The organism is Pseudomonas sp. Lb2C2, assembly GCF_052112205.1.
GTDB lineage: Bacteria > Pseudomonadota > Gammaproteobacteria > Pseudomonadales > Pseudomonadaceae > Aquipseudomonas > Aquipseudomonas kilonensis.
Map to the genome: position 1 here is coordinate 621989 of NZ_JAUTYW010000001.1, position 14844 is coordinate 636832.

A 14844-nucleotide genomic window follows, 5' to 3' on the forward strand; every position below is an offset into this window, starting at 1 on the left:
ATGCATAACCAGTACCCCGATTCCCTTGGCGTTTCTTTCCGTGGCAGCCCGTTCTCTCGACGATCCGTTTTACTACCTGAACAACTTCCAGCAGGTGCTCGCTTGGTTGACGCAGCGTTATGCCGATGTGCTCAGCACTGAAGAGCAGCGCTTCATCGAGCACTTCGCCGCGCTGCCGCGTGGCGCCCGGGGCTTGCTGGTGCGGATGGTGATGCGCAAGGGGCTACGGTTTCGTCATAGCAAGCTGCATTACCCGGAAATTGGCGACATCGGCGCCGCCGTCGCGCCACTGCTGGCGCTGGGTTGGGTCGAGGAACAGGCCCCCATCGGGCTCGTCGAGCTGTTCGAGGTGCTGCTCAAGCCGGAAATCCTCCTGTGCCTGGGCCATCTGATCGAACACCCCAAGGCGAAAAAGACCGAATGGCTCCAGGCCCTGGATGATCACCTCAACCAACCCCAGCCGTTCCATGCCTGGTGCCCGCAGCTTGACGACCGGCTGTACAGCCTGACGATCATGAATCTGTGCGACCGACTGCGGTTGATGTTCTTCGGCAACCTTTACCAGGATTGGTCGGAGTTTGTCCTGGCGGACCTGGGCATCTTCACCTACGAAACCGTCGAGTTCAGCGCCGAGTCACGGGGCTTGCGCAGCCGCGAAGACGTCGATGCCTGCGTGTTCCTGCACGACTGCCAGCAACGCTTCGAAGCCGGCGAGCCCCTGGAAGAGATCGTCGCCCAAATCAACGAGCTGTCCCCGGACAATCCGTGGCTGGAGCGGCGCCGGGCCAAGTTGTTGTTCCTGATCGGCCAGCACGGCGAGCGCATTGGCGATTTCGCCTTGGCCTTGGGTATCTATCGCGATTGCACCTACCCGGGCGCGCGCTTGCGGATGGTCCGGGTGCTGGAGCGTATCGGCGAGTACACCCTGGCCCTCGAACTGGGCGAGGCGGCGGCGCAGGCACCGCAAAGTGCCGCCGAAACCCAGGCCTTGCTGCGGATCGTGCCCCGTCTGCGGCGCAAGTTGGGCGGCCCGCCAGTGCCACGGGCCATGGCCCGGGAAGTGGAACGCCTGGAGCTGCACCTGTCTCGCGTCGATCCCAGTTTGTCGGTGGAGTACCACGTCCAGGCCCACCTGCACGACGAAACCGCGCCAGTGCATTACGTCGAGAACAGCCTGATCAATTCGCTGTTCGGCCTGCTGTGCTGGCCTGCGATTTTCGCGCCGTTGCCGGGCGCGTTTTTCCACCCGTTCCAACGCGGGCCGGTGGACCTGCTCAACGAAGATTTTCACGCCCGTCGCGCCGAGTTGTTTGCGGCCTGCCTGGCAGAGTTGGACGATGGTCGCTATCGGCAGACCATCGGCCGTCGCTACGCCGAAAAGTGGGGCGTGCAGTCGCCTTTCGTATTCTGGGGCGCGCTGTCCGAGCCCTTGCTGGAGCAAGCGCTCGATTGCCTGCCGGCCGCGCATCTCAAGCACTGGTTTGACCGTCTGCTGCTGGACATCAAGGCCAATCGCGCCGGCATGCCGGACCTGATCCAGTTCTGGCCGCAGCACAAGACCTACCGCATGATCGAAGTCAAAGGCCCCGGTGATCGCCTGCAAGACAACCAACTGCGCTGGCTGGAGTTCTGCCATGAACACCAGATGCCCGTTGCCGTTTGTTATGTGCAATGGGCAGAGTCAGCCATCGCGAGCGAGCTCGCTCCCACAGTGGATGAGTCACCACAGATCACCTGTGGGAGCGAGCTTGCTCGCGATGGGGCCGCATGAACCCGGCACCGAGCTACAGCATCGCCGTACGGGCGCTGTGTGAGTTCACCGCCAAGGTGGGTGACCTCGACCTGCGCTTCACACCATCGCCCACGGCCCTGGAAGGCATTGCCGGCCATCGTACCGTCGCCTCGCGGCGCAGCGAGGGTTATCAGGCCGAGGTGGCCCTCGACGGTCATTACCAGACACTGACAGTCAAAGGCCGGGCCGACGGCTACGACCCGGCCCACCAGTGCCTTGAAGAAGTGAAAACCTACCGCGGCGACCTGAGCAAACAACCGGCCAACCATCGCCAGCTGCATTGGGCCCAGGCGAAAATCTATGGCTGGCTGATGTGCCAGAAACTGCAGTTGCCGCACATCGACGTGGCCCTGGTGTATTTCGACATCGTCAGCGAAAAGGAAACCTGCATCACCCAACGTTTCGAAGCGGCGCAGTTGCAAGCCTTCTTCGAAGCGCAATGCGCGTTGTTCCTGGCCTGGGCCGAACAGGAAATGGCCCATCGACAGGCGCGCAACCTCGGCGCGCAATCGCTGGTATTTCCCCATGCGGGTTTCAGACCGGGGCAACGGCACCTGGCCGAATCAGTGTTCAAAGCGGTCAGTACCGGCCGCTGCCTGATGGCCCAGGCGCCCACGGGCATCGGCAAGACCGTCGGTACCTTATTCCCAATGCTCAAGGCTTTGGCGCCGCAGCAACTGGACAAGGTGTACTTCCTCACGGCCAAAACCCCGGGGCGCAAGCTGGCCCTGGATGCGGCGCGCGTGATCACCCGCAGCGCGCCGTCGATGCCATTGCGGGTGCTGGAAATGATCGCCCGGGACAAGGCCTGCGAACACCCGGACAAAGCCTGCCATGGCGAGTCCTGCCCGCTGGCCCGTGGTTTCTACGACCGCTTGCCGGGCGCCCGGGCGGCGGCGAGCCAGGTCACCTTGCTCGACCAGGCGGCGTTGCGCGAGATTGCGCTGGCCCATGAGGTCTGCCCGTATTACCTCAGCCAGGAAATGGCCCGCTGGGCCGACGTGGTGGTGGCCGACTACAACTATTACTTCGACTTCAGCGCCTTGCTCTTTGGCCTGGCCCAAGCCAATAACTGGACCGTCGCGACCCTGGTGGACGAGGCCCATAACCTGGTGGACCGGGGGCGGCAGATGTACAGCGCCACCCTCGACCAGGCCACGTTGACCAGCGTGCGCAAAACCGCCCCCGAACCGCTGAAGAAATCCCTGGATAGGGTCAATCGCCAGTGGAATGCCTTGCATACGCCCCAGGTGGCGGCCTATCAGGCCTATGAAAAGCTGCCGGAAAAACTGCTCCAGGCCCTGGCCACCTGCACGACGGCTATCGGCGATTATCTCAACGACCATCCCCAAGGCCTGGACAGCGGATTGCAGGCGTTCTACTTCGACGCGTTGCAGTTTGGCCGGGTGGCGGAAACCTTCGACGAGCACTTTCTGTTCGACATCCACAAGCGCGAACTTGGCCGCCAGCGCAGCCTGTCTACGCTGTGCCTGCGCAACGTGGTGCCGGCCGCGTTCCTGCGGCCCAGGCTGACCGCAGCGCGCAGTACCGTGCTGTTCTCGGCAACCCTGAGCCCTCGGCATTACTACGCAGACTTGTTGGGGACGCCGGGCGAAACGGTGTGGATCGACGTGGAATCGCCGTTCAAGGCCGAACAACTGGACGTGCAGGTGGTCAGCCGCATTTCCACCCGCTTTGCCCATCGCCAGGCGTCCCTGGAGCCGATTGCCGCGTTGATGGCTCGCCAGTTCCGCGAGCGCCCAGGCAATTACCTGGCTTTTTTCAGCAGCTTCGATTACTTGCAGCAAGTGGCTGGGCTGTTTGCCGAACGGTACCCGCAGATTACGCTCTGGACGCAATCGCGCGGCATGGGTGAAGCGCCTCGGCAGGCGTTTCTCGAGCGGTTCATGGAGCACAGCCAAGGCATTGGCTTTGCGGTGCTGGGCGGTGCGTTCGGCGAGGGCATCGATTTGCCGGGTTCACGCCTGATCGGCGCGTTCATCGCCACCTTGGGGCTGGCGCAGTTCAACCCGGTCAATGAGCAGATGAAACAACGCATGGCTGCGATCTTCGGCGATGGCTACGACTACACGTACCTGTATCCCGGCCTGCAAAAAGTCGTGCAGGCGGCCGGTCGCGTCATCCGCACCCAACAGGATAGCGGGGTGGTGATGCTGATCGACGACCGGTTTGGCGAGGCGAGGGTGCAGCACTTGTTGCCGCGCTGGTGGTCAGTTACCCAAGAGGCCCACAAATCCCCTTGTGGGAGCGAGCTTGCTCGCGATGGCAGACTGTCAGCCAGCATTGATGCAAACTGACCCAGCGCTATCGCGAGCAAGCTCGCTCCCACAGGGTTGAAGGCTTGAGGAATTTTCCTGGCGCCCGACTTGCTCCATACTTCGCAAAAAAAGAATCCACACGGATGCCCCGGCCAGATGCTTGAGAACGACCCCAAGACCCCACTCATGAACGAGGAACAGCGCTTTCGCCTGCTCATCGACGCTGTGGTCGACTACGCCATCTACATGACCGATCCGTCGGGCATCATCACCAGTTGGAACTCCGGCGCCAGGCGTTTCAAGGGCTACGAGGAAGCCGAGATCCTCGGCCAGCACTTCTCCCGTTTCTACACCGATCAGGATCGCGCCGCCGGCCTGCCGCAACGGGCGCTGGACACGGCCGTACATGAGGGACGCTTCGAGGGCGAGGGCTGGCGGGTGCGCAAGGACGGCACGCGCTTCATGGCTCACGTGGTCATCGATGCGATCCGCAGCGACACCGGCACGCTGTTGGGCTTTGCCAAGATCACACGCGACATCACCGATGTCACCCAGGCCCAACAGGCCCTCGAGCAGGCCCGTGAGGCACTGTTCCAATCCCAGAAACTGCAAGCCATCGGCCAGCTCACTGGCGGCATCGCCCATGATTTCAATAACCTGTTGACGGTCATCCTTGGCAATCTGGAGATCGTGCGCAAGCGCATGCCCAGCGACCCGAAACTCACTCAGTTGCTGGACAACGCGACCCAGGGCGCGCTGCGCGGTGTTTCGCTGACCCAACGCATGCTGGCGTTTGCCCGCCGGCAGAAACTGACCTACGAATCGGTCGAGCTGTCGGCCCTGGTGCAGGGCATCAGCGGCCTGCTGCAAAGCTCCCTGGGCCCGTCGATACACGTCCAGACCCGTTTCGCCGAGGCACTGCCGCCGGTGCTGGCCGATGTCAACCAACTGGAATTGGCGATTCTCAACCTGGCGACCAATGCCCGGGACGCCATGCCCCATGGCGGCCAGCTCATGATTACTGCCGAAGAGCGGCAAGGGTCTGATGCTGGCCCGGACAAACCAATGCCCCCCGGGCGCTACATTTGCCTGGCGATTGCCGATGAAGGCGAGGGCATGGACGAGGCCACGCTGGCCTTGGCCGTAGACCCGTTCTTCACCACCAAGGGTGTCGGCAAGGGCACGGGCCTGGGGTTGTCCATGGTGCATGGCCTGGCGGAACAGTTGGGTGGCCGCCTGACGCTCAGCAGCCAGAAAGGTGTCGGTACCACCGCGCAATTGTGGCTACCAGTGGCCGACAACCCGGCACCGGGCAAAGCGTCGATCCAGGAAACAACGCCGCCGGTCGACGCGTTGAAAGTGCTGGTGGTCGACGATGACAGCCTGGTGCTCACCAGCACGCGCCTGCTCATCGAAGACCTCGGGCACCGGGTCCTTTGCGCGCCATCGGGCGCCCAGGCACTGGAGCTGTATGAGATCAACCCGGACATCGATCTGGTGATCACCGACATGGCCATGCCGCAGATGGACGGTGCACAGTTGGCGAAACTGTTGCGCGACCGCCAACCGACCCTGCCCATCATCCTGGCCACCGGTTATGCCGAACGCCTGGAAGGTTTCGCCACGCAATTGCCTCGGTTGATCAAGCCGTTCAAGCAGATAGACCTGGTGCAGATCATTGGGCAGACGATGAAGTAGTCAGGAATGCAATGTTTTCCCCCGTGGCGAGGGAGCTTGCTCCCGCTGGGCTGCGAAGCAGCCCCAAAAGCAGACGAGCGCTACGCGCCCGAGCGGGAGCAAGCTCCCTCGCCACAAGAACATGTGTTTATTCGGTATTTTTCTTGAACCCACGCAAATTCATCGCACACAGGCAAAACTGCAACACGATCAATGCATACGCGTGGGTATGAAGCCCCCAGATCACCCACAGAATATTGCTGGCAATAAAACAACTGAATCCCGCCACCCGGCGTCGCGGTTGGCGTGAGCCGATCAGCCAGGAGGCCAGCACCGTGACGAGCATCGCTGGCCATTGCATCCATCCAAGATAATCCACACAAGCATCCTCTTGCCCTTATGAACTAGAGACCTTGGCGGTTGGGGCGCGTTTCCTCGAAGGTTTGATGCGCCTGCGGTCCATTGGCTTGAACTTGCCGCGCGCCGGGTTCTTCTAATGAGTCCGAATCATCACCGAGGCACCGCCTGCGCAATGCCCAGAATACTCACCGGGCCCACCCCGGAAGAAGAACTGACGGAACACAACGCCAAACTGTTCGGCTCGCCCAAGGAGCGACTGGATTTCTATCGCCGTGAGATCCAGTACGAAACCAGCATCCTGGCCAACCGAACCGATGCTTACCTGGCCGCCCAATCGTTCCTGGTGATCGCCTTTGCCTCGTGCATGGCCAACCTGAACCCGGAGTGGGGCAAGTTGTTCACGTTGATCGTGCCGCCATTCCTGGCCTTGCTGGGCTTCTTGAGCTCACTCAACGCCTGGCCGGGCATTCGAGCTGCCTACGAGATCATCGATCACTGGCATTTCAAACAGAGCGAGTTATTGCGCGCCGAACCCTTGATGGGCCTGGCCTACGACGAGTCGCCGTTGTTCAGCGAACGGGAGTCGACGCACAAGGGCTACCGCAAATCGTTGCTGTTCTCGGTGCGTACGCCATGGATCTTCGCCACCTTCTGGGTGTTGCTGGGGGTGTATTCGGTCTATATCCAGATGGGCGATCCTGGCGGTTGAGTCACACGCTCTTGAGGACGAACATCATTGTGGCGAGGGAGCTTGCTCCCGCTGGGCTGCGCAGCAGCCCCAAAAGCAGGCGTGCGCTACGCGCCCGAGCGGGAGCAAGCTCCCTCGCCACGATTGCCTCACCTCGGCTGCTTATGGCGCTCGTACCATGCCAGGGTGGGTTGGGTCGTGACACCATGGACCAGAATACTCAATGCCACCACCGACAGGGTGAGGTTGATGCACAGTTGCGCCACCTCCGGCTGCAGGTCATGGTTCAAGGCGAAAAACAGATAGAACAGACTGCCGATCCCACGGATGCCAAACCAGCCGATCAGTAGCCGTTGCGGTCCGTCGAGCAGTCGCCCCCAGGGTAACGCCAGCACACTCAACGGGCGGATGACGGCAAACAGCAGGGCACCGATCGCCAAGGCCCGCCAGTCCCAATGGTTGGCCAGCACCACACCGAGCAGGGTCACCAGGAAGACTTCCATCGACCGCTCCACCAGGCTGCCGAACGCGAGCATGTCGCTCATCATGACTCCAGCGGCCAATTGACCGTCGTCCAGCGACTCGGTATCGCCCAGGACAGCCTGCTGGGGCTCGACGGTTTCGTGGCCCACCACCGGTTGCACCAGGTGCTCCGCCGGCGGTGCCGCTTCATCGGTGGATTTGACCTCGGCCTGGCGCAGCCCCAGGCCGGCGGCGAATACAGAGAGAAAGCCGTAGCCCTGGATCCACTCGGCCACGACGTAGGCCAGGGCAATCAGTGCCAGGGCCAGGTAGTCATTGGGCGACAAGGTGCTGTCGGCATTCCTGATGCGCATCGACAAGGTCAGCTTGCCAATCCCGCGTCCCATCCAATAGCCGACCAGCAAACCGGCCGGCACCGCCCAGAGGACGTTACGCAGCAGCCATTCGCCGAGAAAACCGCTGCCGTCTTCACGCAGCATCAACAGGCCGAGGATGACAAAGGGAAACGCGGTGCCGTCGTTCAGTCCCGCTTCGCCCGACAGGCCGAAACGCACCCGGTCGTCATCCCGCGCATCGTTGACCTGCACCAGCGCCGCCAATACCGGATCGGTGGGAGCCAATATCGCGCCGATCAGCATCGACACGCCCCAACTGAGGCCGAACAGATAATGCAATGCCAGGCACAGGCCGGCGATGCTCAGGATCATCACCGGCCCGGCCAGCCCAAAGGCCACGCGCCAGGTGCGGTCCTTGAGCGGCAAACGCAACTTGAGGCCGCTGACGAACAGCGAAAACACCACCGCGACTTCCGTGAGGTGTTCCATCCAGACCGAGGAGTCGCTGATGTCCAGCTTCAGCACGTCCAACCCCATCGGCCCGATGGCGACGCCCAACACCAGGCACATCGCCGAGGTGGTGACCGGCATCCAGCGCAGATAGGAGGAGGTCAGGGCCAGGGTCAGTAACACCGCACCGAGCACTGCTACCCATACCGTGAAAGTCATCGTTGCTCCTTGGATAGCAGGGGAGTCAGTCGCAACACCCTGTACGACCGCCAAGCACAATTCTGTGGCGAGGGGATTTATCCCCGCTGGGCTGCGAAGCGGCCCCATAGAACTAACGCTTCGGTGTATCAGATTGAATGAGGGGGGCCGCTTCGCGCCCCAGCGGGGATAAATCCCCTCGCCACAAGGGTGTTCACTTGCTGGTATTGGCGCACTTGTCCTCATTCGAGGGCTGGAGCGAAACGAGGGTTCCCGCCTTGAGAGAACAACCCGTTTATCCGCCTGCCTTTCAACCCAACGGAATTTTTCGCCGTTGCCGGCGCTCTGCAACAGAAGAGACGTTCTGATTCAGCGTCCGCCGAGAACCCAAGAGGCCCTTATGACTGCGCTGACACCCCTTCAATCCCGGCCGGCCACCGTCCAGCCTGTCCCCCCTAATGGACACGTGCGCCAATGCTATGAGCGACTGTTCCAGGGCCCCGACGACGCCGACAAGCAAGCCGTCGCCCAAGCGTTCCTCCAGCAATGCATCGCAAAGGCTGCGGCGCTTCCCCAGGAGATGCCCGATGACCCCATGGCGCTGCAGGCCTGGGTCGAGCAGCACAGCACCGGTGTGGCCCGGCAATACGCTGACTACCTGGAGCGGCGCAAAAACGGCGGCCCGCGGGAGTTCTTCAGCGGCAAGGCCCACGCCCTGTACTTCCTCCAGGCCGTGGCGCCGACCAAACGGGTCGACGGTGCCTGGCTGTATGGCGTGGTCAAGCACTGGCACGACCACCGTTTCGAAGGGTTGCTGTGCACCTACCTGGAAGAACTGGGGGACGGTCAACCCGCGCAGAACCATGTGGTGCTCTATCGCAAGTTGCTTGCCGAACACGACCTGTCGGATGCCCCGGACATCGACGATGACCTTTATCTGCAAGGCGCCGTGCAACTGGCCTTGGGCTATGCCGGTGACGAATACCTGCCAGAGGTCATCGGCTACAACCTGGGCTATGAACAATTGCCCTTGCATCTGTTGATCAGCGCCTATGAGCTGAGCGAACTGGACATCGATCCCTACTATTTCACCCTTCACGTCACCATCGACAACGCCAGTACCGGCCACGCCCATAAGGCCGTGCAGGCATTGCTGCAACTGATGCCGATGGAGGCGGACCGTGAAGCCTTCTGGCACCGGGTCACGTTGGGCTATCGCCTCAACGACCTGGGGCAGGGCAGCCGGGACATCATCGCCTCGTTCGACCTGGAGCACGAAGTGCTGGACATGCTCGAACGCAAACGCCCGTTCGGCCAGCACATGCATTCCGATTACTGCAAGTTCGAGGGCAAGACCGTCAACCAGTGGCTTTCGGCGCCAGGCCAGTTGGAAGGGTTCTTGGCGGCAATGCAGAGCAAAGGCTGGATAAAACGCCATGAAGACCCGCTGAACAGCCGCTTCTGGGCGCTGATCGACGGGGCCGGCGCGGCCATGTTCGGCGTGTTCAGCCCCTACGAAAAACAGCTGCTGCACGATTGGATAGCCGGTGACTGGTTGGACGAGGGCACAAGGTCCGGCGTCCGACGTGGTCCGGTTGCTGCTTGCGAGCCAACGACGCCGATGGATGATCCCGATGTGCAAAGCCTGCAACAGGCACTGCAAGGCCGCACGCCCGACGCGCAGATGCAGGTACTGATGCCCTGGCTCTGTGCCCGTTGCCATAGCCATCCGGCCGGGCTGTTGGCGACTCGCCGCTTCATCGAACTCAAGTCCGCACTTCGCTAGGGAGCCCTGCATGAATGAGGAAGAACGCCTGTCCGAGACGGACCTTGCGCTGTTGCAACTGGGCCGGCGCCTGCAAGCCGACGGCTACCGTTTCATTACCCCGACGCCGTTGACCCACGAGCGGGTCAACCAGCGGCCCGGCAATGAACGCGCCAAGACCTTGCGGGACGTGTTCGGCTGGTCACGGCCGTTTGCACCGGGGCTGATCAGCACCGACGAACAGCGGCAACTGCAAGACGCCCAGGTGCTGGAAGCACACGACGGCCTGTTGCGTAGCCGGGTGCGCTGGTCGAGCCTGGATGGCTTGCTGTTCGCGCATTCGCAGTTCCCCACCCAGGCCACCGATGCGGTGTTTTTCGGCCCTGACAGCTACCGCTTTGCCCAACTGATCCATACTCATCTGCAACAGAACTTCACTGCGGTGCATCGCGCCGTGGACATCGGTTGTGGCGCTGGCGTTGGTGCGATCGTGATTGCCCGCGCCCGGCGTGAAGCGCAAGTGCTGGCGGTGGACATCAACCCGCAAGCCTTGCGCCTGAGTGCTGTGAACGCCGCGCTGGCCGAGGTGGGCAATGTCGAGGTCGCTCGTAGCGACGTGCTGCAGGACGTGCCAGGCAACTTCGACCTGATCGTCGCCAACCCGCCGTACATGGCTGATCCATCCGAGCGCGCCTATCGCCATGGCGGCGGCGCACTGGGCGCCGGGCTGTCGTTGCGCATCGTCGAACAGGCCTTGCCCAGGCTCACACCGGGCGGCTCGCTGGTGCTCTACACCGGCGTGGCGATGGTGGATGGGCGCGACCCGTTCCTGGAAGCACTGGGCCCATGGTGTGACTCGGTGGATTTCGGCTGGACCTACAAGGAATTGGACCCGGACGTGTTTGGTGAGGAATTGCTGACGCCGGGTTATCAGGACGTGGAAAGGATCGCCGTGGTGGCGTTGGTTGTAACCCGCATTGGCGCAGGTATCGGCGGGGCTATCGGAGGGATTATCGATGAACAGGCGCATGAAATTCGGCATTGAAGAGGAGTATTTCATCACCGATCTGCAAACCCGTTGCATGCCGGGTGAACCACCCGCGGAGGCTGTCGCTGCGTGCCAGGCCGAGCTGGGCAAGCATTTCGCCCATGAAATGTTCCTGTGCCAGGTCGAGATGGCATCGCCCATCTTTCGCAGCCTGCCCGAGGCTGCCGACTACCTGAGCCAGGTGCGTACAGGCTTGAACCAGCGGTTGGCACCGTATGGCCTGGGCCTGCTCAGCGCCGGTTCACATCCGATGACGACCCAAGTGCTGCAGCCGACCGACGAGCTGCATTTCCAGCAACTGTTCGATGATTACCAGCGGGTGGCGCGGCGCAGCGTGCTGTCGGGCCTGCATGTCCATGTGGAAGTTCCGGCCACCCAGGATCGGGTGCGGGTCATGAATGAGATCCTGCCCTGGTTGCCGATGTTCCTGGCCCTGAGCGCTTCATCGCCGTTCTGGAACGGTGGCTACAGTGGCTTCAGCAGCTATCGACAAGTGGCCTGCGATGAATGGCCGCGCATGGGCGTGCCGGAGTTTTTCGAAGACGAGTCGGCGTTCGCCAGCTACGTCGACATGCTCATGCGCACCGGGTCCATTCGCCAACCCAGCGATTGCTGGTGGGTGATACGGCCTTCCTCACGTTACCCCACGCTGGAACTGCGCATTTGTGACGCCTGTCCTCGGGTCGACGACGTCCTCTGTCTGGTCTCGCTGTTTCGCCTGATGGTGGCCCATGCCGTGGCGCAACGCCGGCCTGGCGCCCACTACAGCCAGATGTCCCAGTGGGTCCTCAAGGAAAATCGCTGGCGGGCCAAGCGTCACGGGATTCTCGCGGAGTTTATCGTCGAGGGGCAGGAGCAGCCGATGTTGATCGGTGAATGGCTGACCCTGGCCGAGCAAACCTTCGGTGAGACCGCAGCGGAGCTGGGTGTCCAGGACGTGTTCAAGCAGGTGCGCCGCATGGTGCAGGAAGGCACCAGCGCCGACCGGCAAATCGTCCTCTTCGAACAGGGGCTGCTGCTGGGCGATTCCGTCGAACAGGCCTTGTGCCGCGTGGTCGATCAATTACTCGCGGAAACCGCCGGGCTGCCGGTCGCTGATCCGGCGTTGCAACAGGTGGCAGGTGGTGCATGAGCCGCAAGACCCTGGATGATTACAACCGCATGCGCGACTTCGCCGCCACTCCGGAGCCGGCGGCGAAGCGCTCGCGCAAATCGGCAAGAACCGCCCATGCCTTGCAGTTCTGTATTCAAAAACACGACGCCTCGCGGCTGCATTACGATTTTCGGCTGGAATTGGACGGTGCGCTCAAGAGCTGGGCGGTGCCCAAAGGCCCCTCCCTGGACCCGAAAGCCAAGCGCCTGGCGGTGCATGTCGAAGACCATCCGCTGGATTACGCCACGTTCGAAGGCAACATCCCCGAGGGCCATTACGGTGCCGGTGACGTTATCGTCTGGGACCGGGGCGTCTGGATTCCCCAGGATGATCCCCATGAGGCCTATGAAAAAGGCCGGCTCAAGTTCGAACTGCAAGGCGAAAAGCTCAGCGGCCTGTGGAACCTGGTGCGCACCCACATGCCCGGCAAGCAGGAGCAGTGGTTCCTGATCAAGCATCAGGACCAGGCCGCCCGGCCCGAGAGCGAATACGACGTGGTCCAGGCCGAGCCGGACAGCGTGCTCAGCGATCGCACCCTCGTGCCCAAGCGCCGCGGCAAGGCCGCTGCAGCAGCGGTGAAACAAGCGGAGAAAGCCGTCCAGCTGAAATCGCCGAAACGCCCCTCGAAAACCACCCTAAGCGGTGCGGTCACAGGACCATTGCCGGAAACCCTAAAGCCGGAACTGGCAACGCTGGTGGAAAGCGCGCCCGACGGCGATTGGCTCTATGAGATCAAGTTCGACGGTTACCGGGTCATGGCGCGCATTGAAAGCAGCGATGTAAAGCTGCTCACCCGCAACGGCCATGATTGGACTCATAAATTGCCAAGACAGGCCGAAGCCTTGGCTGCGCTGGGCTTGGAATCGGCTTGGCTCGACGGCGAAATGGTGGTTGCCAACGACCAGGGCGTGCCGGACTTCCAGGCCTTGCAGAATGCCTTTGAGGCCGGCAGCAGCGGCAAGATCGCTTACTACTTGTTCGACATGCCTTACCTTAACGGCATGGATTTGCGCAAAGTGCCGGTGCAAGAGCGCCGGGCCGCACTGGCTGCGGTGCTGGAGCCCAATGAAAGCCCCTTGCTGCGGTTCTCCGATGCTTTCGAGGAAACCCCCGAAGCACTGCTCAACAGCGCCTGCCAGATGCAGATGGAAGGGTTGATCGGCAAGCGCATCGGCAGTGCCTATGTGTCCAGGCGCAGCAACGACTGGATCAAGCTCAAGTGCAAGAATCGCCAGGAGTTCGTGGTGGTGGGCTTCAGCGATCCCAAGGGCGCTCGCAGCGCCTTCGGTGCCTTGCTGCTGGGGCTGCATGATGTCGACAGCGGCCAGTTACGCTACGCCGGCAAGGTCGGCACCGGGTTCAACGAAAGCACCCTTAAAAGCATCTACCAGCGACTACTGCCCCTGGAGAGGAAAGAGCCCGCCGTGGCGAATCCGCCCACCGGCTACGAAGCCAAGGGCGTGCATTGGCTCGAACCGACGCTGTTGGCCGAAGTGGCCTTTGCCGAGATGACCAAGGAAGGTTCGGTGCGCCATGCGGTCTTCCATGGCTTGCGCGACGACAAGCCGGCCAAGGAGATTACCCAGGAGCAGGCCAAGCCTGTGAAAAAAACCACCGCAGAGAAGAAAACCCGGGCCAAATCTGAACCAGACGTGGTATCGCCCATGGACGGCAAGGTCCGCATCACCCACCCGGAGCGAGTCATTGACGCCAGCAGCGGCACCACCAAGCTGCAACTGGCCGAGTACTACGCCAGCGTGGCCGAATTCATCCTGCCGGAACTGGCGGATCGCCCGGTGGCTTTGGTCAGGGCGCCGGATGGCATCGCCGGGGAGCTGTTCTTCCAGAAAAACGCCGAGCGCCTGGCGATTCCCGGCATCACCAGTCTGGATAAGGAACTGACCGGGCAGCCGGTGATGATCATCAACAACGCTGAGGCACTGATCGGCGCGGTGCAGATGAGCACGGTGGAACTGCACACCTGGAATGCCACCTCTGTTGATCTGGACAAGCCTGACCGTTTCGTCCTCGACCTTGACCCGGACCCGGCCTTGCCCTGGAAAAGCATGGTCGAGGCGACGCAGCTCACGTTATCGGTGCTCGATGAGCTGGGGCTCAAGGCGTTTCTCAAGACCAGCGGTGGCAAGGGCATCCATGTGGTGGTGCCGCTGACGCGCAAACTGGGCTGGGACGAGGTCAAGGGGTTCAGCCATGCGATCGTCAGTCACATGGCCAAGCTCCTGCCGGACCGTTTTTCGGCGGTGTCCGGGCCGAAGAATCGGGTAGGGCGGATCTTCATCGATTACCTGCGCAATGGGTTGGGTGCCACCACCATCTGTGCCTACGCCGCTCGGACCCGGGAAGGGTTGCCGGTGTCGGTGCCTGTTTTTCGTGAGGAGGTGGCCGAGCTCAAGGGGGCGAACTTGTGGAATGTGCATAACGTTCATGAGCGTCTGGCGCAAGTTGGGCATGAGCCTTGGGCTGGGCTTAAGAGAACTCGGCAGAGTATTACGGCTGAGATGCGTAGGCGTATTGGTATGAGGGAGACGGATAAGTAGTGTGTTTGATAGGGGGGTTAACGGGGCGCCGAGATCAACGTCCACCGCGAGGCGGCCT

10 protein-coding genes are annotated in these 14844 nt (G+C 62.1%); 8 read left to right on the forward strand and 2 right to left on the reverse strand.

Annotation, left to right across the window (positions count from 1 at the left end):
* The first annotated feature begins 40 nt into the window (after nt 1-40).
* From Q7F16_RS02625 to Q7F16_RS02635, 3 genes are all read left to right on the forward strand, one after another.
* Nucleotides 41-1771 carry a VRR-NUC domain-containing protein gene (locus Q7F16_RS02625; RefSeq protein ID WP_409555570.1) on the forward strand — a complete coding sequence of 577 codons (1731 nt, stop codon included), beginning with the start codon at nt 41-43 and terminating at the stop codon, nt 1769-1771.
* The gene (locus Q7F16_RS02630; RefSeq protein WP_409555571.1) at nt 1768-4110 is read left to right on the forward strand and encodes an ATP-dependent DNA helicase; all 2343 of its coding nucleotides are present in this window, start codon (nt 1768-1770) and stop codon (nt 4108-4110) included. Before Q7F16_RS02625 ends, Q7F16_RS02630 begins: the two co-directional genes overlap by 4 nt.
* Nucleotides 4111-4227: 117 nt before the next feature.
* Complete coding sequence (locus tag Q7F16_RS02635) at nt 4228-5769, forward strand: ATP-binding protein (protein WP_046062381.1); 1542 nt, start codon at nt 4228-4230, stop codon at nt 5767-5769.
* 127 nt (nt 5770-5896) lie between these two features.
* Here Q7F16_RS02635 and Q7F16_RS02640 read toward each other — a convergent pair whose 3' ends face one another.
* Nucleotides 5897-6127, reverse strand: coding sequence for a hypothetical protein (locus Q7F16_RS02640; protein ID WP_409555572.1), 231 nt, complete (start codon nt 6125-6127; stop codon nt 5897-5899).
* Nucleotides 6128-6280: 153 nt separating this feature from the next.
* Between Q7F16_RS02640 and Q7F16_RS02645 the strand changes: the two genes are divergently transcribed.
* Nucleotides 6281-6817 (forward strand): hypothetical protein, encoded by a 537-nt coding sequence (locus Q7F16_RS02645; protein ID WP_014338386.1) that lies wholly within the window; start codon nt 6281-6283, stop codon nt 6815-6817.
* Nucleotides 6818-6945: 128 nt separating this feature from the next.
* Here the strand turns inward: Q7F16_RS02645 and Q7F16_RS02650 are convergent, their stop codons facing one another.
* Nucleotides 6946-8283: a cation:proton antiporter gene (locus Q7F16_RS02650; RefSeq protein WP_046062383.1), complete on the reverse strand. Its 1338-nt coding sequence runs from the start codon at nt 8281-8283 to the stop codon at nt 6946-6948.
* Between the two features lie 379 nt (nt 8284-8662).
* Here Q7F16_RS02650 and Q7F16_RS02655 point away from each other — a divergent pair, with 379 nt between their 5' ends.
* Genes Q7F16_RS02655 through ligD form a run of 4 tightly spaced genes read left to right on the forward strand, consistent with a single transcriptional unit; the run spans nt 8663 to nt 14786 of the window.
* Nucleotides 8663-10048 (forward strand): iron-containing redox enzyme family protein, encoded by a 1386-nt coding sequence (locus Q7F16_RS02655; RefSeq protein WP_046062384.1) that lies wholly within the window; start codon nt 8663-8665, stop codon nt 10046-10048.
* A 10-nt stretch (nt 10049-10058) separates the two neighbouring features.
* Entirely contained in the window at nt 10059-11072 is a 1014-nt protein-coding gene (locus Q7F16_RS02660) for a methyltransferase (RefSeq protein WP_409555573.1), read from the forward strand.
* A complete protein-coding gene (locus Q7F16_RS02665; protein ID WP_409555574.1) occupies nt 11044-12207 on the forward strand; it encodes a carboxylate-amine ligase in 1164 nt (387 codons plus the stop codon). The genes Q7F16_RS02660 and Q7F16_RS02665 overlap by 29 nt, the downstream gene beginning before the upstream one ends.
* Complete coding sequence (gene ligD, locus Q7F16_RS02670) at nt 12204-14786, forward strand: DNA ligase D (protein ID WP_409555575.1); 2583 nt, start codon at nt 12204-12206, stop codon at nt 14784-14786. Before Q7F16_RS02665 ends, ligD begins: the two co-directional genes overlap by 4 nt.
* Nucleotides 14787-14844: the final 58 nt, after the last annotated feature.